Here is a 25,061-nt window from a genome sequence, read left to right on the forward strand (position 1 = left end):
CCGAAGATCGTCGACTGGTACATGCAGGGCAAGATCCAGATCGATCCGATGATCACCCACACCATGCCGCTCGAAGACATCAACAAGGGCTTCGACCTGATGCATTCCGGCAAGAGCATCCGCGGCGTCGTCGTGTACTGACAAATCGCATTATGGGGAGTGACATGTTTATAGGTTCGCCACGAGAGCGGTTCGAGGGGGAAGCACGTGTCGCGATGACGCCGGACAGCGCCACCCAGCTTCAGAAACTCGGATATCACTGTGCCATCGAAACGGGCGCCGGCAAACTCGCCGGCTTCTCCGACGACGCCTATCGCGCAGTTGGCGTTACGGTCGTCGACAGCGTTGAGGCACTTTATGCAAGCGTAGACGTCATCGCTCAGGTGCGGCCGCCCGAAGCGAACGACCTAGCAAGGCTTTCGGCAAGCAAGACGCTGATCTCCTTCTTCTATCCTGCGCAAAACAAAGAGCTTCTCGAGCAGGCGAAGACGACCGGCGCAAACGTGGTTGCCATGGACATGGTGCCGCGCATTTCGCGCGCCCAGAAGATGGACGCGCTGTCTTCCATGGCCAACATCGCCGGCTATCGCGCCGTGATCGAGGCCGGCAATAATTTCGGCCGCTTCTTCACCGGCCAGGTGACCGCGGCCGGCAAGATCCCGCCAGCCAAAGTTCTGGTCATTGGCGCCGGCGTCGCCGGTCTGGCCGCCGTCGGCACCAGCATCTCGCTCGGCGCCATCACCTATGCATTCGACGTTCGACCGGAAGTGGCCGAGCAGATCGAATCGATGGGTGCCGAATTCGTCTTCCTCGACTTCAAGGAACAGCAGCAGGACGGCGCGGCGACGGGTGGCTATGCATCGCCGTCGAGCCCCGAATTTCGCGAAGCGCAATTGAAAAAGTTCCGTGAGATCGCGTCGGACATCGACATCGTCGTCAGCACCGCGCTGATCCCGGGCCGCGACGCGCCGAAGCTCTGGCTTGCCGACATGGTCGCCGCGATGAAGCCGGGCTCCGTGGTCGTCGACCTTGCGGCGGAACGCGGCGGGAATTGCGACCTGACTGTTCCGGATCAGAAGATCGTTTCTGAGAACGGCGTCACCGTCATCGGCTATACCGATTTCCCGAGCCGCATGGCCGCGCAAGCCTCGACCCTCTATTCGACGAACATCCGCCATATGATGACGGACCTGACGCCGAAGAAGGATGGCGTTCTCGTCCATAACATGGAAGACGATGTTATTCGCGGAGCCACTGTGGCGTTCCAGGGCGAGATCACCTATCCGCCACCGCCGCCGAAGATCCAGGCGATTGCAGCCCAGAAACGACAAGAAAAGCCCAAGGAGTTGACGCCGGAAGAACGGCGTGCAGCCGAAGCTTCCGCCTTCAAGTCGGCAACGCGGCAGCAGGTCGGCCTGCTCGTCGTCGGCGGTGTTCTCATGGCGCTTATCGGCGCCTATGCACCGTCGGCCTTCATGGGCCACTTCATCGTCTTCGCGCTTTCCTGCTTCGTCGGCTTCCAGGTCATTTGGGGTGTTAGCCATTCGCTGCATACGCCGCTGATGGCCGTGACCAATGCGATTTCCGGGATCATCATCATCGGTGCGTTGCTGCAGGTCACTGCAGGCGGCTGGCTGGTGACCGCCCTTGCCGCCGTTTCGGTGGCGATCGCCACCATCAACATCGTTGGCGGCTTCATGGTCACGCGGCGCATGTTGAACATGTTCCAAAAGTCGTGACGCCAGCCCGGGGTATAGAACTATGTCTATCGGTATCCAGACCGCGGCTTACATCGCCGCATCCGTTCTCTTCATCCTTTCGCTCGGCGGTCTTTCCGGTCAGGAAAGCGCCAAGCGCGCCGTATGGTACGGTATATCAGGCATGGCAATAGCCGTGCTCGCGACCATTCTTGGGCCGGGCGTCGGGCTTTCCGTCGTCCTGATCATCATGCTTGCCTTTGGTGCTGTCGTCGGCACGTTGTTGGCACAGCGCGTCGAAATGACCGGCATGCCGCAACTCGTGGCGGCGCTACACTCCTTTGTGGGCCTCGCTGCGGTACTGATCGGCGTCAACTCCGACATGACGGCACATGAGTTCGCCACCAATGCGGAAAAGATCATCCATGAAGTGGAAATCTTCCTTGGCGTGTTCATCGGTGCGGTAACCTTCACCGGCTCGATCATCGCTTATGGCAAACTTTCTGGCCATATCGGCGGCAAGGCACTTATCCTGTCCGGCCGGCACATATTCAATATCCTGATGGTGCTCGGGTCGTTTGCGCTGATGATCGGGTACATGAATGGCGCAGGTGCATGGACCCTCTACCTGATGACGCTGATCGCCTTTGTCATCGGCGCTCATCTCGTCATGGCCATCGGCGGCGCCGATATGCCGGTCGTGGTTTCGATGCTCAACTCCTATTCCGGCTGGGCGGCCGCGGCGACGGGCTTCCTGCTCGGCAACGACCTGTTGATCGTAACCGGAGCGCTCGTCGGCTCGTCGGGCGCGATCCTCTCCTACATCATGTGTAAGGCGATGAACCGCCAGTTCCTGTCGGTCATTCTCGGCGGCTTCGGCAATGTCTCGGGCCCGACGATGGTCGTCGAGGGTGAGCAAGTTGCCATCGATGCCGAAGGTGTTGCCGCAGCGCTCAACGATGCCGACTCGGTCATCATCGTTCCGGGTTACGGCATGGCGGTTGCGCAGGCCCAGAGTGCGGTTTCGGAACTCACTCGCAAGCTGCGCGCCGCCGGAAAGCAGGTGCGCTTTGCGATCCATCCGGTCGCAGGTCGGCTGCCCGGCCACATGAACGTCCTGCTGGCGGAAGCAAAGGTCCCTTACGACATTGTATTGGAGATGGACGAGATCAACGACGACTTCCATGAAACCGATGTCGTCATCGTCATCGGCTCGAACGACATCGTCAATCCGGCGGCACAGGAAGATCCGAACTCGCCGATCGCAGGCATGCCGGTCCTCGAGGTCTGGAAAGCCAAGCAGGTTTTCGTCTCCAAACGCGGCCAGGGCACCGGCTATTCCGGTATCGAGAACCCCCTGTTCTTCAAGGAAAACACCCGCATGTACTACGGCGACGCCAAGGAGTCGGTCAACGGCCTGCTTCCGAAGCTGGCCTGAGAGCTTGATGATCTCCGCTTCCGACTGGAGACATTTTCTCAAAGAAACATGTGCGCGCCAGCCGTAAGCCCGTCACGGCAGGCTCGCCGTTGTGCGCTCGGCCCCTCCCAAATTCGTCCGACCATGACCATGCGATAGCGAAAGTGGCAATCGACATATGGATACGGGTTGCGCGACAAAGGATTTGGGAGCAGGGCCGCTGGCGATCTCGAAATCTGGCCCGATTGAGGGGGCGGACCGCCTCCCCAGTCGTCAGAGCGCGATAGCGCCGAGACGGGTACGCCCACATGCGGTTAAGGCGGCTCGAACGGTCTACCCTGGATGGCGAAGTATGGCACAGGGCCAATTGCAGGCTGAGCCGATCGAATAAAGGGATGTTGGGTCGTCAGGTTCGTCCGCCGGGCATTCACTCGTTAGCCCGGCAGCATTGGCAAATAATCCTCGAGATCCGCCCGTGATGCGAGCGGATCTATTATTAATCTTCGGGGGCGATGCGAACGACGATTCCACTGAGAGTCTCGTCAAAGGGGATCTGACAGGAAAGCCGCGAGTTCTCTTGGCGGTAGTCGGAGCCTTCCAGCAACTCACTCTCGTCGATCGAGGGCTCTGCCAGAGTTGCGGTCTTCGGTAGCTCCTCGACGTAGAGGTGGCAGGTGGCACAGGAAAGGCACCCGCCACACATTGCGAGCAGCTCATCAAAGCCCGCGCCTCGGATGTTCTCCATCAGCGAAGCGCCCACCCTTCCCTCGAAACTATGCAGCTCTCCATCCCGCGTACGCACTGATATCACAGACATTTTTTCCTCCACTTTCATTCGGGCCTCGAATGCCTCACAGCACTTCTGGGCCAAGTTCCTTGAGTTGTTTCGATGTGTCGGCCAGGGCGTCGCGGTCAATCCTCGCTGAGTTATCGACAAGCTTTCGTCCTTGCACGTAGTCGCGGGATGCATTGACGCAATCGAGGGCCAGAACCGCCCCGTCCTTCAGATAAATAACGCTGAAGCTCCGACTGGAGGGATTGCCGCGCGTCACCACGCTGTCAAAGCCGTAGTTGAGACCGATGGTCTGCATTCTCAAATCGTATTGATTGGACCAGAACCAGGGCGTTGCATCGTAGGGCTTGAGTTCGCCGCAGATCGCCTTCGCGGCAGTCGTCGCCTGATCCGTCGCGTTCTGCACAGATTCAATGCGAATATCGCGGCCATGTCTAAGCCGGGCGCAGTCTCCAATGCAGTAAATGTCCGGCAGGGATGTCCGGCATAACTCATCGATATCCACACCGTTTGAGCCTTCCGCGCCCGCCTCGATCAGTGGGCCGGCCGAAGGGACAATGCCTATACCGACCACGACGATATCGGCTGGGATCTTCTCGCCGGTCGCAAGCACCACGTTCTTGACGCGGCCGTTGGAACCTTCCAGCGAACCGACACCGCAGTTGAGGCGGATGTCGACGCCATGTGCGCGATGCTCAGCTTCGTAGAACCTCGATACCGTTTCCCCCGCCACGCGCGCGAGCACGCGGTCGAGCGCCTCGACCAAAGTGACCTCCTTGCCGATCTCTCGGAACACGGCTGCCGCTTCGAGACCGACATAACCGCCGCCGACGATCACGATCCTTTCGGCGCCGGGAAGGCCTTCGACGAGCGCGTCGCAATCTGCCTTGTTGCGTATATAGCAGATTCCGGCCAACTCGCTGCCTGAGCAGGAAAGCTTCCTCGGTTCGCCACCAGCCGCCCACACGAGCCTGCCGTAGGAGAAGCGTTCGCCCAGGTCGGTGACGACGACATGGGCTGCCGCATCGACGGTGGTCACACGCCTGCCCAGCATCAGTTCCACCTGCCGGGAGGTCCAGAAGTCCCCCGGCCTCAGATGCATCCTTTCGAAGGATTTCTTGCCTGCGAGATATTCCTTCGAAAGCGAAGGGCGGTCGTAGGGAACTTCCGCCTCAGCGCCGATCAGGGCAATGCGTCCGGTGAACCCGGACTGCCTGAGCGCCGCCGCTGACTGCGAGCCGCCATGTCCGCCGCCGACGATGATGCAGTCGAAGAAGCCATTGTGATGCTCCTGCGTCATTGTCACGACTTTCTTTCAGCACCGATGAGGACGAAGCACATGGTCGCGGGCTTGTCGCCCTTGTTGCGCCAGGCATGGCGCGTGCCGCATTGGACGACGACGTCGCCCTGCTTCAGTAGCGTTTCGGCGCCGTCATCGAGTTCAAGCCACACTTCACCGTCGAGTACGATGTCATAGTCGATGGTATCTGTAGTGTGCATCCCGGGTGCATCAGGCTCGAACGCCTGGATCAGGCCGGGGATGTGCATCGCCTGTTCCTCAATCGCGGCCGCTGGATCGACGGTTGCGAATACCGAGTCTGGCGGAAAGACGACGATCATCAGCTTCGTCTGGCCCGGTTCGGGGGTGATCAGGATTTGCGGCGGCGCCTGCTCCGCATGACTTTGCGGAAGGCTGGGTTTCGCCGAAGTTGCATAAAGGACCGAAGTAAGGTGGCCCGGCACAGAGCCGTACACATGGGCATTGGGTGCGGGGCCGTCGCTGATGAACACTGACCTGCCGTTACTAATCCCTGTGACGACGCGCCGGGGTATGCGCAGTTGCGTTGCCCTATTCATAGATCAAGCCCTTCGCCTCAAGCTGCGGACGCATGTTGTTAATGTCGAGGCTCAGTTGGCCTCTCTCGTAGAGGCCGCGCTTTTCGTCTTCCATTTTCTGGCGTTTGCGCGCTTTTTCGAGGACCATCGCGGCCTCATCGCGCTTGACGACACAGACACCATCGTCGTCGGCGACGATGACGTCGCCGGGTTCGATGTAGGCTCCGGCGCAGACCACGGAGACCTGGACGTTCGCGAGCGTCTCCTTGACCGTGCCTTGGGCCGATATTGCCTTCGACCAAACGGGAAAGTTCATGGACCGCAGGTCAGCGACATCGCGTACGCCGGCATCGATCACGAGTCCCAGAATTCCGCGAGCCTTGCACGATGTCGCGAGAAGATCGCCGAAATATCCGTCCGTGCACGGCGAAGTTGGTGTGACGACCAGGATGTCGCCGGGCTGCGCGACCTCAAGCGCGACATGGATCATCCAATTGTCACCCGGTGGCACCTCGCATGTGAGCGCCGTGCCACCGATGCGCGAGCCCTCGATCACGGGGCGCAGATGCGGGGCCAGCAATCCCTTCCGGCCTTGCGCTTCATGGACTGTAGCGACGCCGAGCTTACCCAAGGCTTCGCATGTCTCGCGATCCGTTCGCGGTGTCTTGGTCATTACCTTCATTGGGAACCTCTCGAGATGGAATCAAACGTGATTCAACCAGCCGACCGCGCCTTGGAGGAAACTGCGATCAAACACGCCTGCGGCGCTGGATCTGGCTGATCCGTCAAGCAGGTTGGCGCGGATCATCAAGTCGACCGTGGTGTCCATGGCACGTTGCGGAATGGACAAATCGCCGGGCCACATACCCATGTCGCGCATGTAGTGGAGGCCGCGCGAGGCGAGTTCGGTGTCGTCTTTCGTGGTAATGCGCTGGAAAATCGGAAGCGTGATTTCTTCGCGGTTCGGGTCGTTCGTGATCGAATAGGCCTCGAACAATGCCTTGAGGAAACGGCCGACCACATCACGGTTACCATCCAACCAGCTTTTGCGGCCAATGACAGCGGCGAAGACGATCTCGGGGATGACATCATTGATCTCGCCGATCAGGTTGTAGCCATCACGTTCAGCCAGGAAATTCCATGGCGCGGGCTGCGGGGCGCAGTCAATTTCCCCCGTCTGCAGGGCTTCCCAGCGCTTGGTGTGGATGCCGGCGACTTCGAATTCGTAGTCGCCGGGATACCGCAGGCCTTCCTGGGACAGCAGCATCTGGGTGTAGATCGCCGTGCCCTCTGTCAGCGACGATGTGCCGACCTTTTTGCCCTTGAGGTCCTCGATCCTCTTGATCGAGGGCTGAGCGACCAGCGACATCGGCAGGCGATTGGCATTCGAGGCGATGACCCTGAGTTCGCCGCCTTTGACGAAGTTCGAGACGGCACCTTCAGGTGGCGTTATCGCAAGATCGGCCTCGCCTTCGACAACCGCGGTGGTCGCCTTGTCGACGGTGCCCATCTTCTTGTATTCGATCACCAGCCCGTGCTTGGCGAAAATTCCATGCTCTTCAGCCACGAAGACCGGGAGCCAGTTGAACCCTTGCGCCCCGCCTGCGAGGCTTAGACTTTGGCTGGAAGCCATATGTTTTCTCCCTGACAATTTCGAGGCTTCAAAGGCCGCGCTTGCGCAACCGCTCATCCAGAAGCGGATAGACCCGACGTGCGTTTCCTTCGAAGACTGCGTGTCTTTGTTCGTCATCAAGCGTGAGCTGGTCGATGTATCTCTTGGTGTCGTCGAACGGATGCCCCGTCTCCGGGTCGATCGCTTTCACAGCACCGAGCAGCTCGGAGCCGAACAGGATGTTCTTGGTGTCGACGACGCGGAAGAGCGTGTCGATGCCCGCCTGGTGATAGACGCAGGTGTCGAAGAACACATTGTTCATGAGGTGCGTGTCGAGGCCCGGCTTTTCGAGCATGATCGACAGGCCGCGATAACGGCCCCAGTGATACGGCGCAGCCCCGCCTCCGTGCGGTATGATGAGCTTGAGTTCCGGATGGCGCTCGAACAGGTCTCCCTGAATCAACTGCATGAATACCGCCGTATCCGCGTTGATGTAGTGCGCACCCGTCATGTGAAGGCACCGCTCGCAGGAACTCGAAACGTGGATCATCGCGGGGACCCTGAGGGCGACCATGGCCTCCCACATAGGGTCCCACCATGGATCGTAGATCGGCGGCGAGCTCCAACGTCCGCCTGACGGGTCGGGGTTGAGATTACAGCCCACAAAGCCGCTTTCGACGCAGCGCTCCAACTCCTCGATGACATCAGACAGGTCGCCATCAACTGTTTGGGGAAACTGGCAGACGGCTGCGAAATTATCCGGGAACATGTCGACGATCCGGCCGACATTGTCGTTCGACAGGCGCGACCATTCCTTGGCGACCGACGGTCCCGGCACGTGATGACCCATGCCGGAGGCGCGCGGGCTGAGAAGCGTCACGTGCGAACCGCGCTCGCGCTGAATTTTAAGCTGGTTCGCCTCGATAATGTCGCGCAGTTGCTTGTCGGGTATCCCCGGATAGATCGGCGGCTCGGAGGACTTGCCTTCCGCATAGGCGACTTGCGCCGTTCGGAAGGCATGGTGCTCTGGTGGTTCCGTCGTGAAATGGCCGTGGCAGTCGATGATCAAAGACATCATCCATTCCACTTCGCAGGAAGGTCGGAGATGCCACGGAACCGCCAGCCCTTGCCTGTGATCTCCCGCGAAGTATCGAGACGAAGATCGGGCAACTGCCGGAACACCTCGGCAAGCGCAATCTCGCCCATCGCACGCGACAGGAAGTGGCCGGAACAGAAGTGCGGACGGAAGCCGAATGACAGGTGCTGCTTCTTCTTGCGGAACATGTCGAAACGGTCGGCATCTTCGAAACGCGTCTCATCGCGGTTGGCCGACCCCATGACAATAGCGACGGATGCCCCCTCTGGGATGACCGTTCCGGCGATCTCGAAATCTTCCTTGGCGATGCGCGGTGTTACGCCGATCGGGGCGATCCAGCGCAAGCCCTCATCGAAGGCGCGCATCGCGTTTTCCTGCGGCTGCTCGGCCATAAGCTTCGCCTGGTCGGGATTCGAAAGAAGACCCGTGCAGGCATTCGCCGCCGCATGCCCCGGCTCCTGGAGACCGCCAAGGATGATGACGCGCATGGTCGGAGAAATCTCCTCCCAGCTGCGAACCTCGCCCTTTGCCATGCCGCCATACATGACATGGCTGAGCAGCGAGTGGTTGGGCTTTGATAGGCACGCCTGGTAAAGATCGCCCATCTGCTTGTCGATGTCGGCGAGCGCGTCGTCCAGTCGCTTCCATATGGCCGGATCATTGCTGACGTTCTGCAGGCCGAGCGCCATCGCGTGAAACCACTCGACGAGGGTTTCGTTTGGCGTCTCCGTCAGGCCGATGACGTCGCCAATGCACCGCACCGAGATTGGCTCGAAGAGTTCCGTTGTCAGGTTCGCTTCGCCATTCTTCTTGATGGAGTCGATATAACGCTGCACGACCGAGCGCGTCAGACCTTCGACGAACGAGCGCACGCGTTCCTGCGTGAGATTCTCGTCGATACCCTGACGGAGGCACTGGTGATCTTCACCAGACATGGTCAGGACGTTCGGCATGCCCATGACGCGAGCTTCCGGACGGTCGGCTGAGCCCGACGGTCCAAACACCTTGTCGTTGCCGCCGATCGTGCGGCAGTCGTCGAACCGCGTGATGAAATATTCTTTCGTGCCTTCGAAGAAGGCCACAGGCTCCTCCGCGCGAAGCCTCGCGTAGACGGGATAGGGATCCCTATAGAGATTTTCGCCCGTCAGTTCGGTGTGCGTTCCCGTCATTGATTTCCTCCCTCACCCGCGTCGCGGGGTCTTCGCCAATCCGCCACCATGTTCTCCAACCCGGCGGCATGCATTCTCAGGACGTTCCTTTGGAGCAATCGCCACGCGATTGATGCTTGACATACCGAAACGTCTTCGGATACTGATAGGTATCCAAAGCGAGGTTGGCTGTCAACAAGAGAAATGGACAGGCCGTGGAGAGACCGCTTCGGAAGGGAGGAAATCAGTGAGCAACAGCAGCATCGCCGAGGTGCGCCTTGTGCTTGAGGCGCGGGATGTCTCCGTGCAGTTTGGCGGCGTCAAAGCCCTGACCAATGTGTCGGTTTCCGTGAAGGCAGGAGAAATCTGTGGCTTGATCGGGCCGAACGGAGCAGGCAAATCGACATTTCTCAACGCGGCGACCCGGCTCGTAAATTACACAAGCGGATCCATCATGCTTGGCGGTCAGCCACTCGAAGGCGTCGGCTCGCGCGAGATGATCGGAATGGGCATCGCGAGGACCTTCCAGAACCTCGGCATCTATGCCTCGATGACCGTTCTGGAGAATGTCATGCTCGGGGCGCATCACCGGTTTGGCGGCAAGTTCGCTCAAGCGATCTTTGCTCCGTCTCGGATAAGGGCAGAGGAACGGTCTGCACGCGAGAAGGCCATGGCGGTGCTTGAAGAGGTCGGCATGGTCGAGCTCGCCGCGCGCGCGGCCGGATCGCTTTCCTATCCCCTGCAGAAGCGTATGGAGATCGCTCGCGCGCTTGCCGCCGAGCCTAAAATTCTTCTGCTTGACGAACCCGCCGGCGGACTGACGCACGGCGAGGTCCACGAATTTGGGTCGCTCGTCGATGGCATCCGACGCAAGCGGAACCTCTCCATTCTTCTCATCGAGCATCACATGGGGCTGGTCATGAGCCTTTGCGACCGGATCATTGTCTTGCATCTGGGTCGCAACTTGGCCGAAGGCACCCCTTCCGAAATCAAGTCCAACGACGCGGTGATTGCCGCCTACCTCGGGAAGGCGGCATGACACTGGATCTCAAGAACCTCTCCGTGTTCTACGGCAAGACGCAGGCACTGTTCGACTGTTCGTTCTCAGTGGGAGAAGGCGAATTTGTCGCCCTGCTCGGCTCCAACGGGGCTGGGAAGACGACGCTGCTGCGTGCCGTTTCCGGACTGCTCCCCTTCAAAGGCTCGATTGCCTTTTCGGGAATGGCGCTCGACAAGATCGTCGCGCAGAAGCGCCTCGCGCTCGGCATTGCTCATATACCCCAGGGGCGCGGGACTTTCTCCGAGTTTACGGTCGATGAAAACCTGTCCCTCGGGGCAACGATCGTGTCGAACCGATCACAAGTGAGGGAGGACAAAGACCGCTGGTACGAGACATTCCCGCGTCTGCGCGAACGGCGCGATCAGCTTGCGGGAAACCTTAGCGGTGGGGAACAGCAGATGCTGGCTGTCGCCCGCGCGCTCATGTCTCGTCCGAAGCTTCTGATGTGCGACGAGCCATCGCTCGGGCTCGCCCCTTCGATCACTCAGGAAATCCTGGCGATTTTCAAGACGCTCAACAAGGATCACGGCATGACGCTGCTCGTGGTCGAGCAGAATGTCGACATCACCCTTCAATATGCCGACCGGGCCTTCGTTATCGAGGCCGGCCAGATTGTGGCAAGCGGTGCGGCAACCGAGCTGATCGCCAACGAAGACATCAAGAAATCTTACCTGGGAGTTGCCTGATGAGCCTCTTCTTCCAGCTCGTCGTCAGCGGCCTGACCACGGGCGCAATTTACGCGGCGCTCGCCCTGGCGCTCGTCCTCATCTTCAGGGCAACCAACGTCGTCAACTTCGGCCAGGGCGAGATGGCGACCTTTTCCGCCTATGTGGCCTGGCAGTTGATGCAATGGGGTGCGCCGCTCTGGCTCGCCGTCCTCGCGAGCCTCATTATGGCGTTTGCTATTGGGATTGTGACTTTCCGCTTGATTATCCGGCCGATGATGAGCGCTCCCGTGGAGGCGGTCGTCGTCATCACCCTTGGCATCCTCGTCCTCTTCCAAGCGGCGTGCATGTGGATGTGGGGCGCCGAGCAACTCTCGTTCCCAAGCCTCTTCCCTGACGGCGGTTTGGATATCGGCGGCGTTCGCGTGCTCGCTTCCGCCATCGGCACGCTAACGATCCTTTTTGTTATCGCTTTGGCGATGGGCTTTATCTTCCGGTTCACCAGGCTTGGCCTATCGATGCGTGCGGCGGCTTTCGACCATGCCCGAAGCGTACTTGTCGGCGTTAATGTCGAACGCATGCTGATGTTGGGCTGGGGCTTTGCCGCCATTATTGGGGCACTTGCCGCAATCCTGATTGCCCCTCGGCTCTTCCTCAGCCCGACGATGATGACGCCAATCCTCTTTTACGGGCTCGCTGCAGCAACGCTCGGCGGCTGGGACAGTCCGCTTGGCGCAATCGTTGGCGGCCTCGCCGTCGGCGTCGCCGAGAGCTTGGGTGCCAGCTACCTCTCGTTCGTCGGCGCCGACATGCGCATCGCCGTGCCGATCGCCCTCACGCTCATCATCCTGCTCGTCAAGCCCGTCGGCCTGTTCGGATCCTACAAGGTGACAAAACTATGAATGACGGATTCCGCGCGGCGACTCTCAAGTTCGGTCTCTTTGCGATCGTCGCGATCCTTATCCCAGTCTTTGTGCCGGGATACGCACTTCAGCAGGTGGCGATCGCGATCGCCTACGCTATCGCCATTTTAGGTCTGAACCTGCTAATGGGGTTCGCCGGCCAAATTTGCCTTGCGCAGGGAACGCTGTTCGGCGTCGGCGCTTACGTGACGGCGATCCTCAATGCCACCTACGGCATCTCGCCGCTCGTAACGTTGCCTGTCTCTGCAGCCGTGGCGGCCGTCGTCGGGCTTGCCATCGGCCTTCCGGCACTCAGGCTTCAGGGCTTGCAGCTTGCCATCGTGACATTTGGTATCGCGGCCGCGTTCCCGCAATTGCTGCTCAAGATGGGGAGCCTGACGGGTGGAGTGTCGGGGCTTCCGATCGATGCCCTCGAACCTCCGAGGTTCATGCCGGACAATCCCGAGTTGTGGCTCTACATCATATCGCTCACTTGCGCGGGGATCGGTGCCCTACTTGTCTCGCTAATGCTCTTCGGCGACAACGGGCGCGCGCTCAGGGCACAGCGGGACAATCCACAGATTGCCCAAGCGCTCGGCATCAACCTGACACGTACTCGCCTTTGGGCATTTGCCGCAAGTTCGGCGCTCGCGGGACTCGGCGGCGGAGTGTTCGGGATCATCAGTGGTTTCATCAGCCCGGAGTCGTTCCTGGCAATCCTGTCCATCAACATCGTGATCGGCAGCATTGTCGGCGGCGTTACCAGTATCGTCGGAGCATTTCTCGGCGGTCTGTTCATGGTCTTCGTCCCGACCTGGGCATCTGACATCAACCTGAGCCTCGGCAACCTGATCTACGGCCTCGCGCTCATCGTGATCATGATGGTCGCGCGCAATGGGGTCACTGGCTTCATCGAAAAATGGCTCTCGATGACTTTTCGGAGGATGGCGAGTAGCCGACGCCAAATTGAAACAAGGGAGGAACTGATATGAGATTTATTTCTATACTGAAGGGGAGCGCAATGCCGCTGACTGTCGCGGCACTGCTCGCGGCAAGCAACGCCAATGCTGCGCAATCGTCGCCTGGCGTCACCGACGACACCATTAAAATTGGTGTCACGGGACCACTGACTGGACCGGTCGCGGTCGTCGGCGGTGTCGCCGAAGGCATACGAGCGCGCGTCGAGCAGGCCAACGCCGAGGGCGGCGTTAAGATGGGCGACGGCAAGACCCGCAAGATCGACCTCATCATCGAAGATGATGGCCTTGATCCCCAGCGCACCTTGGCGAATGTCCGCAAGATGGTCGAGAAAGATCAGGTATTTGCTCTCGTCGGCACCGCGGCGACGCCAAACAATCTGGCGATCGGCCGTTACATCACGCAGAAGAAAGTCCCGAACGTTTTCATGTATTCCGGTGTCGTCTCCCTGAACGCACCCGAGTGGGAGGTTGGCTTCGTACCGTCGTTTTCAACCGAAGCAGACTCATTTGCTGCGTATCTTCAGATCAACAAGCCCGACGCAAAGGTGGCCTTCCTGTATCTGAACACCGAGACGGGCCAAACCTTTATGAAGGCCTTCGATAGCGCAATCGACGGAACGAACATCAAGGTGATCGAACGCCAGCCGGTGACATCGCAGGACCCCACTGTCGAGACCCAGCTAAATACTCTGAAAGCTTCTGGCGCTGATACATTGGTTATTATCGCCGCACCGCGCCAGGGGGGCGAGGCCATCCGTTTCCAGTCCGAAAGCGGTTGGAAGCCTTTAACCCTGGTCACTAACTTGTCATCGGCGTATCCGGTTCTCCAGTCAGTCGGCCTGGAAAATGCCAAGGGTATCATCACCTCCGACTTCCTAAAGCCGATCACCAGCAATCAGAAATCCGGTGACGAAGGCGTCGATCACTATCTCGACGCCATAAAAGCAGCCAAGGTGAACTTCGTCTTCGCCAATACGATTGGCCAGACCGGATATGCAATTGGCGACACGCTCGTCCAGTCCCTCGAAAAGCTCAAGGACCCCACCCGCGAAGAGCTGATGAAGGTCGTTCATAACATGGACGGTTGGAAGAACCCATTGCTCCAAGAGGGCATCACAATGACAACCAAGGAAGGATCCGACATCTACCCTGTGGAGGCACTCCAGCTATACCAGTTCGATGGCCAAGAATACGCACCGCTCGGTGGCGTCTTGGACTTTGAAGGCAAAACATACGAATAGCTCCCTACCAGTGGGTGCCGGCAACCGGCGCCCACACAGGTGAGGCAGATTTGGCAAGCATGGGCGGCAAAATTTACCGGGTCCGATAGTTGAACGACGAGCGCGGGAATTGTCGACATCTTCGCGGCAGGACGGCGCTCTTGGTCGTCATGCATTCGTACGTCCCGATTGGTACTAAGGAGCAGGCTTGGAATTCACTCGTCAGTCGGATAACGACCCTGCGTGAGATTGAACACCGCCGTGAGGTTGACGATGATGCTGGAGGTGCACTCCTCCTTGTTGATGACGCGGGCGTCGAGAACCTTGCTGGCGCTGCGGAGGCGTGATGCGGCTCCCTGCGGAAGGGACAGATGGCGATCTTCAACCCGACGGGCGACGTAACCGGCAAAGCCCGCATCATCGAACGAACCTTTGACGGTGACCCGAACCCCTCGACACTCTCGGTGCAAAAGATCCTCTTGGTTCCATGTTGGATGCGATGGGGACGGCGTTGTTTCGCGTTCGCAGGCGCTACCGCGCAATTGACATACCGCGCGGTCACCTCGCCTTGGCATTCCACCTGTTCATTTGAACACGGCTTACTGATCGCAGCGTGGATATCTGCCCATCCCCAAATGGGGCGGCAACTCTTCCTCCAACTCGTCAACGCGCTGCGAACTCAGGCCATGACCCGCACATCCTCATCACCCGTCAAAGCCCCGCTCCAACCTCGCTGCATGCTGCCCTAAAATTCAAGGCACTTGGAGTGGCAAATCGAGCAATTCGATCGCCACACAGTCGTCGATGATGGAAGGCGGTACCTGAAAGGCTGACAGAATTTGGCGCACGACCTTTTCAGGATGATCGTGCTCCTGCTCTTGCCGGAGAAGCGTTGTCATCGACGCGAGAACGGTGCCAATCATCATATCTCGCCCGATCGTGACGCTTTGCAATTTGAATTCGCCCGACTCGATGCCCTCCTGAACGGACGCCGTTGCGTATTGGAACGTATCCGAACCGAAAATGGGCCCGACACTGGAAAGGTTGATCATCGCCCAACCCCAAGAAGGATCTTGGCGAGCGCGATGCAGGTAATAACGGATGGCCAGCGCAACCCGCATCGCGCAGATAGGAAGTGTTCGCATGAGCTCTTGCACTGCAACGTTGAACTCATGGCTCATTTCATAGGTGAGCACCTCGAACAGCTCGTCAATGTCAGAGAAATAGTTGTAAAAGGTCCCCCGTGAGATGAGGGCGATCCCACACACTTCTTCGATACGCGTTGACCTCCCGTTTGGACGGCCAAGCAGATGAAACGCCGCTGAAAGGATAGTCGCCCGGGTACGCGCACGCTTCTCCACGCCGATCTGCGCACGCCGTTCCGGGCTTATTTTCGTCGCCATGCCTGCTCGATTCCTCATTCAATCGCAGCGTATATAGGCCGGTCATGTCACGAAACCATTTTCAGAACAATGCATGGGATTTTTGGAAATCTTACCGATCAGCTCCGTTCGAAGCATGAGAAAATACTGTTTTGATGCAAGTAGTTCTGCCGACATCGGGACGTAAACTGCCTGCGACGAAGATGTGCGACATCGTGCCATGAACCTGCTTTCGACGGCCGCAACAGTTGCCGCCTTCGGAAGGATTGATCATGACGTCTTACGTTTCAAGCGCCAAAGCCTGGATTTCGCGGATGACCCTTTCTACGGAAAGACCACAGTCTTCAGGCCATTGAGCATGACACGGGTTTCAAGATGCAATTTGACGGCCTTGGCGAGCACCCGGCTTTCAATATCGCGGCCGGTCGCGACAAGATCCTCCGGCCCCATCGCGTGATGCACACGCTCGACTTGCTGCTCGATGATCGGTCCTTCGTCCAGATCAGGAGTGACATAATGCGCCGTGGCTCCGATCTGTTTGACACCCCTTTCAAAGGCCTGATGATAGGGCTTGGCTCCCTTGAAGCTTGGCAGGAAAGAGTGATGAATATTGATAATCCTTCCGAACAGGCGGCTCGAAAGCTCCGTCGACAGAACCTGCATATAGCGCGCCAGGACGATCAGATCCGATTGCGCATCGCTCATCAGCGTCAGGAGCTTTTCCTCTTGTTGAGCCTTCGTATCGCTGTTTACCGGCAGGTAATGGAAAGGTGCGCCCTCACGCTCCGCTGTCGGGCGGCAGTCCTCATGATTTGAAACGATTGCCGCAACCTCCGCGTTCAACCAGCCAACCCGGATTTGGTAGAGCAGATGTAAGAGCGCGTGATCGAATTTCGAAACCATGATGATGATCCGCGGCTTCCGTCCGACGTCGATCAACTCGAGCTTCATGGAAAACCGTTCAATCGGAGATTTCAGTGCACGACGAACCATGGCCTCCGTGACCGCTGTCGGGACAGAAAACGCGATGCGCATGAAAAAGGTGTTGGAGACACGATCCCAGAATTGATTGGAATCGGAAATGTTGGCGCCGAGCGCTGCAAGTTCAGAGGTCACCGCGGCGACGATTCCAGGCTTGTCTTGACATGACAAAGTCAAGACGAAGTTCTGCTGCACGGAGATTGTTTTCATTGCATAAAGCCTACTTCGATATGTGACTTGCCAGAAAGTCTCGGATCCATTCGGCCGTTTTTCCAACACCGCCGAATGGATAGAAATGCAAACAAACTGATCCGTGCTTGCTTGGATCGAGCCTTCTTATGAACTCCGCCACAAGCGCATCCGGGCCGGCGGTATTCAGAAGTTTCCGGATCGAGAGCCCGTATTTCGCCATGACTTTCGTGGACGCGCCGACGCCGCAGATCGTGGCGAAGCGTAACAGGGTTTTCACACTGGCAGGCCCTGGGACACCAATGCGTATGGGTGCTGTTATGCCCGCCTGGCGAAGGCGCCCGATCCATTCGATGACCGGTTCGGCCTCGAAGGAAAACTGCGTCGTGATGTCATATTCCAGCCCAGCGGCGGTCAGGAGGGCATGTTTTTCCTGCAGCACCTCGAAAAGCACCCCGTCACGGATCTTTGGATGCCCTTCCGGATATCCGGCTATGCCGACCTTCCTGATTCCATGCTTGGACAACAGTCCCGAACGAATGATGGCCAAAGAATCCTCATATGGCCCGACAGGCACGTCAGGATCGCCGGCCACGATAAATAGACGATCGACGTTCGCCACGCTCACAAACAACGCCAAGAGACGATCCAGTTCTGCAGCCGAGCCCAAACGTCTGGCGGAAATATGTGGCACCGGATGAAAGCCGAGCTCTTTCACCGTTGCCGCGGCTGCAAGGCGCGCGTCATGATTTTCATTGGGAATGAAGGCAATTGAAACGCATGTGGCCGGTGCAAGCAGTTTGCTCACATCTTGGAGGCCGGCAGTGTCTTTTCCTGTGATTTCGAATGAGTATCCGTCAATCAATGCTGCGCGTGGCGACATCACCGGTCGCACGGCAAGGGCGTCTTCCGCCATATCGATATTATGCATCATGCGATGGCCCCTATAGACGTCTTCGGAAATTGTCGACGATCCCCAGCTGGATCGCACAAGGGATGCGTACGGCAGACTGCCGCGGTCCCGCTGAGGGCCACTGGGCAGTGCTGCCGTTCACCATGAAGCTTGCTTTGAGCGCCAAGCGGCTTGAGGTTACTGCTGGCCGGTCTTGATGACTTTTTCGAAGTAGGGAGCCGGAGCTACCTTGGCGCGAATTTCGCGGAGCTGGTGCGTGCCGACCGGAAGGCGCTGGGAATTTGGCTCACCCCAAAGCACTGTGACTTCCGTACCGGGTTCGGCGTGCTCAATATCAACGAGCGAGAGCGAGATGACCCGATTGGCATTGGCGGAATAGGCAAGCCATTGCGATATGCCGACGCGTTTGCCACCTTTCATGATCGCGTCCGACTGGAACGTCGCATACATCGGATTTGGCAGCTTCATGAACATGCCGCCGTTGTCCGGATCGATCAGCGACGAGTTCATGCATGCCATGACGTCGTCGTTGTTCCATTCGAGCGTCACTTTCTTTCGCTTCGGATTGGCGACCCTTTCACGCAGGGCTTCCTTACCAATGAAATCGTGATTGAAGTCGATCAGCGACTTGTAACCGACTTCAACCGGATCGACGTAGTAGTCCTCAATCTTGTCGGACAGGAAGCTGCCGCCGAGCGAGGCGACCGACTCCAGGAAGTACTGGTTCAGCCATTCGCGGTAGGGCTTCATTTCGGCGCTGTGATAGATGGCCGGAAGCGGCATTGGCATCCAGCCGGATTCCTGCGCGGTGGTCGAATAGGCCATCGCTCCAATCTTGCGCATGCCATATTTTTGCCCGACCTCGGCAAAGGCGGCGCGAATCTCGTGCTGAATGTCCCAAGGCCCGTAGATTTCGTAGCCAGGCTCGCCTGCCATGCCATGGCGAAGGGCACGAACCGCGTGACCAGCAATCTGGAATTCACCGATATTGAAGAACTTGATGTCCGGCAACGTCCCGTCCGAAACCTCACGCACCAAGGGAAGCGCGTTGGGGCCCTGGATCTGGATACGGAAGACATCGCGCGTTCCCGAACGGATCGAGAAGTTGTCGTCCCGCACCGCGGTCACATTCATGCCGCTGATTTCGGCGTTGTACTGCACCCAGTCACTGGCAAAAGGGGCGCCGACGATGCGCAGAAATTCCTCTTCCTCGCGGAAGACAATGGCATCGCCGATCATATAACCGTCGTGGCCGGCCAGCACCAGTTGTTTGCCGCGCAAAACCGGGAAGGAATCGAACTTGTTGGTCGCCAGCGTGGAAAGAAACTTTACGGCGTCCGGACCGCGAAGATGCAGTTCCGTCATGTGGTAGGAAAGCTCAAGCAGCGCAACGCTATCCTTCCAGGATCTCACCTCATCGCGCCAATTGGTGAACTCCGGTGGAATAACCGGGAATGTGTAAGGCCCGATGTTGGACCCACGAAGCAATTTTACCGGACCTCCGGCGTCATTGACAATGGACTCCAGGTTCTTGAGTCCCACGCTTGGTGCGATATTCATGTTCAGCTCCTCCCTGATACTGAAAATAAACTGCTAATATTTCGGCAAGCTTTAAACACGCAGCAACGATTTCGCTTCAAAACCCCACTATTGTTGCAGCCCAGCCCTTGGCGCCGGGCGATCGCTTTGCGACGCGGCTCCAAGCTCCCAGGACGACATCGCTCTTTCTTCAACGCCAAGTGGAATCTAGCTAACGGCCATGATCCGCTTTCAACTCTATACATTCATAAATTACACATACTGTCAATTTGATATTTTGTTCAATTTGAAAAATCTGCAGCGACCCTTTGAAGGGATTTGAACCCTATGTGGAATAACAATGATTTAGGGAACGACAGAACTATCTGCCTAAAAGCTCGTTCGGGGCGAACTGAGCTGTGGCGCCCTACGGTTCGCGTATTGCGTTGTCGAGGCCACGCAGCAGCGGATACAGGAAATAGGAGATCACCGTGCGGTTGCCGACCTTGATTTCCGTGGTCACAGTCATGCCGGGAAGCAGCCGCACCGGCACATCTGTGGCATTCAACCGGGTATCGGCAAGCAGGATGCGCGCCTTGAAGAAGGGGGCGGACGGCTGGCTCGGGGTGGCGGTCTGTTCCGGTTGGCCGGTGAGGAAAGTGTCCTCGCTGATCGTTCGCACTTCGCCTGTTGCCGTGCCGTATTTCTGGAAGGGATAGGCGTCGAGCTTGACGCGGGCTTCCTTGCCGACGACCACGCGGCCGATGTCGCGGGTGTTGATCGAGACTTCTGCTTCGAGCGGCACGTTGATCGGCACCAGCGTCACCACCGGCTCGGCCTCGCGCACGACGGAACCGACCGAGCGCTGGGCAAGATCGAGCACGACGGCATCGGCGGGTGCAGTCAGCGCCACCATGTTACGGCGCAGCTCCATCTTCTTCAGCTCTTCGCCGGTCATGTCACGCTGGCCGCGCAGGTCCACCAGCTGCTCCATCGCGGCGCGGCGGAAATCCTCGATGAAGGCCTGGCGGTCGGCGCTCAGTTTCGCGTAGGCGTGGACCGCCTCCTCGGCCTTGCCGCGCACCGCGGTGATATCGGCCTCCACATCGAGGCGAGCGTCGCGCGAGCCGAGCATGGTGAGCAGCGAACCGCTTTCCTTATCATAGAGCTTCTTTCGCGTGGCCTCGATCTGCGAGAGGTTGTCGCGCCGGTCGTTGAGCACGGCCTCCTGATTGCGGTTTGCCGCAAGTGCGGACGATTGGCCGGCGATCTGCTGTTCGAAATTCTGCAGCTGCGCCGTGTAGAAGGCCCGCCGCTGGGCGAAGAGCTGCAGCTGCAGCTGCTCATCCTGCGTGTTGCCGGCGATCTTCGAATAGTCCTCGCCGGTAAGCTCGGCCTCCAGGCGCTTCACCTGGGCGTCGAGAGCGGAAAACTTCGCCCTCAGTTGGCCAACATCGGCCTGGCTGAAGGTGGCGTCGAGCGTCGCCAGCGTTTGGCCGGCATGCACCACCTCGCCGACCTTGACGTCGATCGTGCGGATGATCGAGGTTTCGAGCGGCTGGACGACGATAGTGGGCTGTGTGGTGACGAGCTTGCCGGGCGCAATCACCACCTCGTCGATGGAGGAGACCGAGGCCCAGGTGATCGCTGCGGCAAGCAGTGCTGTCACGCAATACAGCGTCATGCGGGCAACGCGCGGCGGCGCGCGTTCTTCGAGTTCGACGGCATCGGACTGGAACTCGGCAATTGCCGGTGGCAGCGGTGGGCGGGCGATGAGTTCCCTGCCCTTCTCCGGCTCCTTGTCTGATGGCCCCTTGCCCGAAGGGACCGGCAGGTTCTCGCTGGGTTTTCTGCTGTGCGCGTTCATGCGACCTGCCTCATCTGCTGGGCCCACAGGTGGCGATAGGTCATGCAGCGCGATACAAGCTGATCGTGCCGGCCGATATCGGCGACCTTGCCACGCTCGATGACGAGAATGGCATCGGCATCGACGAGCGTCGAAAGCCGGTGCGAGACGATGATGACGGTGCGGCCGGCGGCGATGCGGCTCAGATTCTCGCGGATGATCGCCTCGCTGTCGGGGTCGAGGGCGCTCGTCGCCTCGTCGAAGATCAACAGCTTCGGATCGGTGATCAGCGCCCGGGCAATGGCAAGCCGCTGCTTCTGGCCGCCTGACAGATTGGAGGCGTTTTCCTCCAGCATCGTGTCAAAGCCGCGCGGCAGGCGCTCGATGAACTCCTCGGCGCCGGCGATACGGGCAACTTCCATGATCTCCTCGATGCTGGCATCGGGCTTGGCGGCGGCAATATTCTCGCGCACCGAGCCGCGGAACAGGAAACTATCCTGCAGCACGACGCCGATGCTCGTTCTCAGATGCACGAGGTCGATCTCGCGGCTGTCATAGCCATCCATGCGCACGAGGCCTTCCTGGCTCTGATAGAGCCCCTGGATCAGCCTTGTGATCGTCGTCTTGCCCGAGCCGCTTTTGCCGACCACCCCGAACAAGCAGCCCGCCGGAATGGCGAAGGAGACATTGTCGAGCGCCGGCGCGCTATCCGGGCCGTAGCGGAAGGTGACCCTGTCGAATTCGATGCGGCCCTGTAGATTCGGCCGAACACCTCGCCCGCGGCCCGCCTGCTCCGGCCGCTGGTTCATGATCTCGCCGAGCATGCGCACGGAGAGCGCGACTTCCTGATATTCGTGCACCATGGTGACGATCTGCACCAGTGGTCCCGAGACCCGGCCGGCGAGCATATTGAAGGCGACCAGCGCGCCGATCGTCATCGCGCCACTGAAGACATCGAGCGCGCCGAGGCCGATGATCGCGACGCTCATCAGCTTCTCCAGCAGTCCGGTCATCGCCTGGGCGATGGTCGAGATCTTGTCGACCCGGAAACGCACGGAGATCGACTGGGCCGAATAATCGTCCCACACCTTGCGCTGGCGCGGTTCCAGCGCCAGGGATTTGACGGTGCGCATGCCGTGCACGGTCTCCACCAGCAATGCCTGGCGGTCGCCTTCGGCTTGATAGAGCGCCTGCAACCGGCGCTGGAACGGCCCGACGAGCATCATCACCACCAGCCCGACGAGGGCTGCGAAACCGAGCACGACGAGCGTCAGCTTGACGCTGTAGAGAAGCAGGATCGGCACGAAGACCAGAAGCGAAACGCCGTCCAGGAGTGTGAGAAACAGCCGGCCGGTCAGGAATTCGCGAATGCGCCCCGTCTGCTGCATATGCTTGACGAGAACGCCGGCGGAGGCCTGTTCGAAGAGCGCGATCGGCAGGTTGAGCAGATGGCCGAAGGTGCGGGTCGCGACGCGGATGTCGATCCTGTTCGTCGCATAGAGCAACAAATAGCGACGCAGAAAAGTGAAGGTCGCGTCGAAGACGAGCGCGATCGCTATGCCCGCCGTGAGAACCGTCAGCGTCGCATAGCTCTGATGCACCAGCACCTTGTCGATGACGAGCTGAAAGAAGATCGGCGTCGTCAGCCCCAGCCCGTAGAGCACGAAGGCGGCGAGCGCGACATCGCGGAAGAAGCTGCGCTGCTTGATGATCTCGGGGACGAACCAGCGGAAGCCGAAGGGCCGGTCCTCATCGGACATGCGATAGTTGCGCTTCAGCAGGATCACCGATCCGAGCCAGGCCTTGGCGAACTGCTCTTCGCTGAGCATCATCACTTCGGCGCGTGATGCCAGCGGGTCGAGAACACGGATTCTCTCGTCCTCCCCGCTCCCGACAGCGCCGGCGATGACCACCCAGTTGCCGTTCGTCAGCTCAGCGAGCACCGGGAACGCCTCGCCAAGTTGGAACAGGGATCGCCAGTCGAGCGTCAGATGCTTTGCCCTGAGGCCGGCATCCTTGGCCATGCGCAGCAGCTGCCGCAAGGCAACAGGATCGTTGCCGACGGCATAATCGTGCTGCAACCGTTCAGGAGCAAGGTCGACGCCGTGATGACGCGCGACCAGCGCAAGACAATGCAGGTTGGTATGCAGAAAACCAGTCATGGCCCACCTGAAACAATACGAGACCGAGGCAATATTTGTTTTATCAGTTGAAGTTCGGCGAAGCGTTCGAAGCGCCGGCCTGCACCGACTGGATATCGGCAGCCGCCGCCGACATATCGCCGATGCGACGGACCGCACCAGCTTCGACCAACCCGCCAAGCGCCTTCTGCATGAGATCGACCGCATTGGCGAAGGCATCGACCGGCATGATGATGCGCTGGCGGAAAACCGGCTTCGGATTGTTGTTGGCGTCACGCTCGGTGGCCGAGAGCGACATCAGGTCGATCCGCACGATCGTTCCGGTGATGGTGATTTCGCCGATGCCATCTGCATAAAGTTCGTTGCTCATTGTTCTCTCCTCCGGTTGATAATCAAAACGTCTTCCTCTTTGGGCGGCTTACGTCCATTGGGATGCTCTAACTATTTGAATGGGCGTGCTGCCAGGCCGGAAACGGGTCCCGTAGCCGGGCGGCGGTCTGCGGATCGAAGCCTGTCTCCTCACCGGTCAGGCAGTCGTCGAGCGCGGTGCGGATTGCGTCTTCGTCGAAGCCGGCGCCGATGAAAACCAGTTCCTGGCGGCGGTCGCCCCAGATCGCGTCCCAATGCCGGTCGATGAGTTGGCGGAACTGCTGAAAGCGCGGCCATTGCGCCTTCGGCACGGAGGCCCACCAGAAACCCTTGGTGTCGATGCGGCACTGCGTGCCGGCAATCGACAGCAGGCCGATCTCGTCGGGCCTTGTCGCCAGCCAGAAATGGCCCTTCGCCCGGATGAGGCCCGGCCATTTTCTGTCGAGGAAATCGCTCAGCCTGGAGGGATCGAACGGCCGGCGGCTGCGATAGACGAAGCTCGAAATGCCGTATTCCTCGGTCTCCGGCACATGCTCGCCCCAACCGAAGAGTTCCTTGTGCCAGAGCGGATGGCGGGCAGCTCTCGCTTCGCTGAAGAGGCCGGTATTCAAGATGGCGTCGAGCTTCAGCCGGCCGAAGCCGGTCTCGATGACGCGGGCATCGGGGTTGAGTGCGGCAACGATGCGGCGAACCTCGGCAAGCGCTGCAGGCGGCACATCCTGCGCCTTGTTGATGACCACGACATCGGCGAATTCGATCTGCTCGACGAGCAGTTCCACCAGCTTGCGCTCGTCGTCTCCGTCCCGGCTCTCGCCGCGATCGCTCAGGAACTCCGCGCTCGCATAATCGACCAGAAGATTGACCGCATCGACGACGGAAACCATCGTGTCGAGCCGCGCGACGTCGCAGAGGGCTGCCCCGCTCTCGTCGCGGAAGGAGAAGGTGGCTGCGACCGGCAGCGGCTCGGCAATGCCCGTGCCCTCGATCAGCAGATAATCGAAGCGGCCGGCGGCGGCCAGCCGGCGCACTTCGCTTAAGAGATCGTCGCGCAATGTGCAGCAGATGCAGCCATTGGTGAGCTCCACCAGCGTCTCGTCCGTCCGCGACAGGTTCGCTCCCCCGTCGCGCACGAGATCGGCGTCGATATTCACCTCGCTCATGTCGTTGACGATGACGGCGACCCGACGCCCCTCGCGATTGCGCAGGACATGGTTGAGGATCGTCGTCTTGCCGGCGCCGAGAAAGCCGGCAAGGACCGTGACCGGAAGTCTGTTGTCTGCACTCGTCATCGATACT

Annotated in this window: 23 protein-coding genes and 2 pseudogenes; 9 read left to right on the forward strand and 16 right to left on the reverse strand. The window is 59.4% G+C overall.

What is annotated here, in order from left to right:
• From FHX10_RS28865 to FHX10_RS28875, 3 genes and pseudogenes are all read left to right on the forward strand, one after another.
• Positions 1-141 (forward strand): annotated as a pseudogene (locus tag FHX10_RS28865) (S-(hydroxymethyl)glutathione dehydrogenase); the annotation flags it as partial.
• Positions 142-164: 23 nt separating this feature from the next.
• Positions 165-1,739 (forward strand): Re/Si-specific NAD(P)(+) transhydrogenase subunit alpha, encoded by a 1,575-nt coding sequence (locus FHX10_RS28870; RefSeq protein WP_063474707.1) that lies wholly within the window; start codon positions 165-167, stop codon positions 1,737-1,739.
• Positions 1,740-1,761: 22 nt separating this feature from the next.
• The gene (locus tag FHX10_RS28875; RefSeq protein ID WP_097596390.1) at positions 1,762-3,135 is read left to right on the forward strand and encodes an NAD(P)(+) transhydrogenase (Re/Si-specific) subunit beta; all 1,374 of its coding nucleotides are present in this window, start codon (positions 1,762-1,764) and stop codon (positions 3,133-3,135) included.
• Between the two features lie 475 nt (positions 3,136-3,610).
• Here FHX10_RS28875 and FHX10_RS28880 read toward each other — a convergent pair whose 3' ends face one another.
• From FHX10_RS28880 to FHX10_RS28910, 7 genes are read right to left on the reverse strand one after another with little or no spacing between them, the layout of a single operon-like run.
• On the reverse strand, positions 3,611-3,949 hold the full coding sequence (locus tag FHX10_RS28880) for a 2Fe-2S iron-sulfur cluster-binding protein (RefSeq protein ID WP_245294560.1): 339 nt from the start codon (positions 3,947-3,949) through the stop codon (positions 3,611-3,613).
• Between the two features lie 16 nt (positions 3,950-3,965).
• Complete coding sequence (locus FHX10_RS28885) at positions 3,966-5,207, reverse strand: NAD(P)/FAD-dependent oxidoreductase (RefSeq protein WP_184390643.1); 1,242 nt, start codon at positions 5,205-5,207, stop codon at positions 3,966-3,968.
• Positions 5,208-5,209: 2 nt separating this feature from the next.
• Positions 5,210-5,698 (reverse strand): cupin domain-containing protein, encoded by a 489-nt coding sequence (locus FHX10_RS28890; RefSeq protein WP_244604885.1) that lies wholly within the window; start codon positions 5,696-5,698, stop codon positions 5,210-5,212.
• Between the two features lie 58 nt (positions 5,699-5,756).
• Entirely contained in the window at positions 5,757-6,425 is a 669-nt protein-coding gene (locus tag FHX10_RS28895) for a 4-carboxy-4-hydroxy-2-oxoadipate aldolase/oxaloacetate decarboxylase (protein WP_063474710.1), read from the reverse strand.
• Between the two features lie 21 nt (positions 6,426-6,446).
• Positions 6,447-7,376, reverse strand: a complete 930-nt coding sequence (locus tag FHX10_RS28900; protein WP_063474711.1) for an ABC transporter substrate-binding protein — start codon at positions 7,374-7,376, stop codon at positions 6,447-6,449.
• 28 nt (positions 7,377-7,404) lie between these two features.
• On the reverse strand, positions 7,405-8,430 hold the full coding sequence (locus FHX10_RS28905; protein WP_082849689.1) for an amidohydrolase family protein: 1,026 nt from the start codon (positions 8,428-8,430) through the stop codon (positions 7,405-7,407).
• Entirely contained in the window at positions 8,430-9,620 is a 1,191-nt protein-coding gene (locus FHX10_RS28910; protein ID WP_063474712.1) for a cytochrome P450, read from the reverse strand. Before FHX10_RS28910 ends, FHX10_RS28905 begins: the two co-directional genes overlap by 1 nt.
• 226 nt (positions 9,621-9,846) lie before the next feature.
• Here FHX10_RS28910 and FHX10_RS28915 point away from each other — a divergent pair, with 226 nt between their 5' ends.
• Genes FHX10_RS28915 through FHX10_RS28935 form a run of 5 tightly spaced genes read left to right on the forward strand, consistent with a single transcriptional unit; the run spans position 9,847 to position 14,447 of the window.
• The gene (locus FHX10_RS28915) at positions 9,847-10,638 is read left to right on the forward strand and encodes an ABC transporter ATP-binding protein (RefSeq protein ID WP_063474713.1); all 792 of its coding nucleotides are present in this window, start codon (positions 9,847-9,849) and stop codon (positions 10,636-10,638) included.
• A complete protein-coding gene (locus FHX10_RS28920; RefSeq protein ID WP_063474714.1) occupies positions 10,635-11,345 on the forward strand; it encodes an ABC transporter ATP-binding protein in 711 nt (236 codons plus the stop codon). Before FHX10_RS28915 ends, FHX10_RS28920 begins: the two co-directional genes overlap by 4 nt.
• Positions 11,345-12,226, forward strand: coding sequence for a branched-chain amino acid ABC transporter permease (locus tag FHX10_RS28925; protein WP_063474715.1), 882 nt, complete (start codon positions 11,345-11,347; stop codon positions 12,224-12,226). Before FHX10_RS28920 ends, FHX10_RS28925 begins: the two co-directional genes overlap by 1 nt.
• Entirely contained in the window at positions 12,223-13,218 is a 996-nt protein-coding gene (locus tag FHX10_RS28930) for a branched-chain amino acid ABC transporter permease (RefSeq protein WP_063474716.1), read from the forward strand. Before FHX10_RS28925 ends, FHX10_RS28930 begins: the two co-directional genes overlap by 4 nt.
• 29 nt (positions 13,219-13,247) lie before the next feature.
• On the forward strand, positions 13,248-14,447 hold the full coding sequence (locus FHX10_RS28935; protein ID WP_244604886.1) for an ABC transporter substrate-binding protein: 1,200 nt from the start codon (positions 13,248-13,250) through the stop codon (positions 14,445-14,447).
• A gap of 206 nt (positions 14,448-14,653) precedes the next feature.
• Here the strand turns inward: FHX10_RS28935 and FHX10_RS35300 are convergent.
• Positions 14,654-14,761: pseudogene (locus FHX10_RS35300) on the reverse strand (3-oxoacyl-ACP reductase); the annotation flags it as partial.
• A gap of 36 nt (positions 14,762-14,797) precedes the next feature.
• On the opposite strand from FHX10_RS35300, the gene FHX10_RS28940 reads away from it, so the two are divergent.
• Positions 14,798-15,175, forward strand: a complete 378-nt coding sequence (locus FHX10_RS28940; protein ID WP_047613885.1) for a hypothetical protein — start codon at positions 14,798-14,800, stop codon at positions 15,173-15,175.
• A gap of 3 nt (positions 15,176-15,178) precedes the next feature.
• Here the strand turns inward: FHX10_RS28940 and FHX10_RS28945 are convergent, their stop codons facing one another.
• From FHX10_RS28945 to FHX10_RS28980, 8 genes are all read right to left on the reverse strand, one after another.
• Positions 15,179-15,829: a TetR/AcrR family transcriptional regulator gene (locus tag FHX10_RS28945; RefSeq protein ID WP_052213521.1), complete on the reverse strand. Its 651-nt coding sequence runs from the start codon at positions 15,827-15,829 to the stop codon at positions 15,179-15,181.
• Between the two features lie 303 nt (positions 15,830-16,132).
• Complete coding sequence (purU, locus tag FHX10_RS28950; protein WP_047613887.1) at positions 16,133-16,999, reverse strand: formyltetrahydrofolate deformylase; 867 nt, start codon at positions 16,997-16,999, stop codon at positions 16,133-16,135.
• A gap of 10 nt (positions 17,000-17,009) precedes the next feature.
• On the reverse strand, positions 17,010-17,912 hold the full coding sequence (locus FHX10_RS28955; RefSeq protein ID WP_244604887.1) for a methylenetetrahydrofolate reductase: 903 nt from the start codon (positions 17,910-17,912) through the stop codon (positions 17,010-17,012).
• Positions 17,913-18,068: 156 nt separating this feature from the next.
• Entirely contained in the window at positions 18,069-19,451 is a 1,383-nt protein-coding gene (locus FHX10_RS28960) for an aminomethyltransferase family protein (protein ID WP_047613889.1), read from the reverse strand.
• Between the two features lie 385 nt (positions 19,452-19,836).
• Positions 19,837-21,276 carry an HlyD family type I secretion periplasmic adaptor subunit gene (locus tag FHX10_RS28965; RefSeq protein ID WP_047613891.1) on the reverse strand — a complete coding sequence of 480 codons (1,440 nt, stop codon included), beginning with the start codon at positions 21,274-21,276 and terminating at the stop codon, positions 19,837-19,839.
• Positions 21,273-23,417, reverse strand: coding sequence for a peptidase domain-containing ABC transporter (locus FHX10_RS28970; protein WP_047613893.1), 2,145 nt, complete (start codon positions 23,415-23,417; stop codon positions 21,273-21,275). Before FHX10_RS28970 ends, FHX10_RS28965 begins: the two co-directional genes overlap by 4 nt.
• 43 nt (positions 23,418-23,460) lie before the next feature.
• Positions 23,461-23,766, reverse strand: a complete 306-nt coding sequence (locus tag FHX10_RS28975) for a hypothetical protein (protein WP_047613895.1) — start codon at positions 23,764-23,766, stop codon at positions 23,461-23,463.
• Positions 23,767-23,833: 67 nt separating this feature from the next.
• Entirely contained in the window at positions 23,834-25,054 is a 1,221-nt protein-coding gene (locus FHX10_RS28980) for a GTP-binding protein (protein ID WP_063474718.1), read from the reverse strand.
• Between the last annotated feature and the right edge of the window lie 7 nt (positions 25,055-25,061).

The sequence above is a fragment of the Rhizobium sp. BK591 genome (genome assembly GCF_014195045.1).
GTDB classification, from domain to species: domain Bacteria; phylum Pseudomonadota; class Alphaproteobacteria; order Rhizobiales; family Rhizobiaceae; genus Rhizobium; species Rhizobium anhuiense.

Coding starts and splice junctions, on each gene's coding strand:
- FHX10_RS28870 (WP_063474707.1), top strand. CDS start 165: ATGTTTATAGGTTCGCCACGAGAGCGGTTCGAGGGGGAAGCACGTGTC.
- FHX10_RS28875 (WP_097596390.1), top strand. CDS start 1,762: ATGTCTATCGGTATCCAGACCGCGGCTTACATCGCCGCATCCGTTCTC.
- FHX10_RS28880 (WP_245294560.1), bottom strand. CDS start 3,949: ATGAAAGTGGAGGAAAAAATGTCTGTGATATCAGTGCGTACGCGGGAT.
- FHX10_RS28885 (WP_184390643.1), bottom strand. CDS start 5,207: ATGACGCAGGAGCATCACAATGGCTTCTTCGACTGCATCATCGTCGGC.
- FHX10_RS28895 (WP_063474710.1), bottom strand. CDS start 6,425: ATGAAGGTAATGACCAAGACACCGCGAACGGATCGCGAGACATGCGAA.
- FHX10_RS28900 (WP_063474711.1), bottom strand. CDS start 7,376: ATGGCTTCCAGCCAAAGTCTAAGCCTCGCAGGCGGGGCGCAAGGGTTC.
- FHX10_RS28905 (WP_082849689.1), bottom strand. CDS start 8,430: ATGTCTTTGATCATCGACTGCCACGGCCATTTCACGACGGAACCACCA.
- FHX10_RS28910 (WP_063474712.1), bottom strand. CDS start 9,620: ATGACGGGAACGCACACCGAACTGACGGGCGAAAATCTCTATAGGGAT.
- FHX10_RS28920 (WP_063474714.1), top strand. CDS start 10,635: ATGACACTGGATCTCAAGAACCTCTCCGTGTTCTACGGCAAGACGCAG.
- FHX10_RS28925 (WP_063474715.1), top strand. CDS start 11,345: ATGAGCCTCTTCTTCCAGCTCGTCGTCAGCGGCCTGACCACGGGCGCA.
- FHX10_RS28930 (WP_063474716.1), top strand. CDS start 12,223: ATGAATGACGGATTCCGCGCGGCGACTCTCAAGTTCGGTCTCTTTGCG.
- FHX10_RS28935 (WP_244604886.1), top strand. CDS start 13,248: ATGCCGCTGACTGTCGCGGCACTGCTCGCGGCAAGCAACGCCAATGCT.
- FHX10_RS28940 (WP_047613885.1), top strand. CDS start 14,798: ATGGCGATCTTCAACCCGACGGGCGACGTAACCGGCAAAGCCCGCATC.
- FHX10_RS28945 (WP_052213521.1), bottom strand. CDS start 15,829: ATGGCGACGAAAATAAGCCCGGAACGGCGTGCGCAGATCGGCGTGGAG.
- purU (WP_047613887.1), bottom strand. CDS start 16,999: ATGAAAACAATCTCCGTGCAGCAGAACTTCGTCTTGACTTTGTCATGT.
- FHX10_RS28955 (WP_244604887.1), bottom strand. CDS start 17,912: ATGATGCATAATATCGATATGGCGGAAGACGCCCTTGCCGTGCGACCG.
- FHX10_RS28960 (WP_047613889.1), bottom strand. CDS start 19,451: ATGAATATCGCACCAAGCGTGGGACTCAAGAACCTGGAGTCCATTGTC.
- FHX10_RS28965 (WP_047613891.1), bottom strand. CDS start 21,276: ATGAACGCGCACAGCAGAAAACCCAGCGAGAACCTGCCGGTCCCTTCG.
- FHX10_RS28970 (WP_047613893.1), bottom strand. CDS start 23,417: ATGACTGGTTTTCTGCATACCAACCTGCATTGTCTTGCGCTGGTCGCG.
- FHX10_RS28975 (WP_047613895.1), bottom strand. CDS start 23,766: ATGAGCAACGAACTTTATGCAGATGGCATCGGCGAAATCACCATCACC.
- FHX10_RS28980 (WP_063474718.1), bottom strand. CDS start 25,054: ATGACGAGTGCAGACAACAGACTTCCGGTCACGGTCCTTGCCGGCTTT.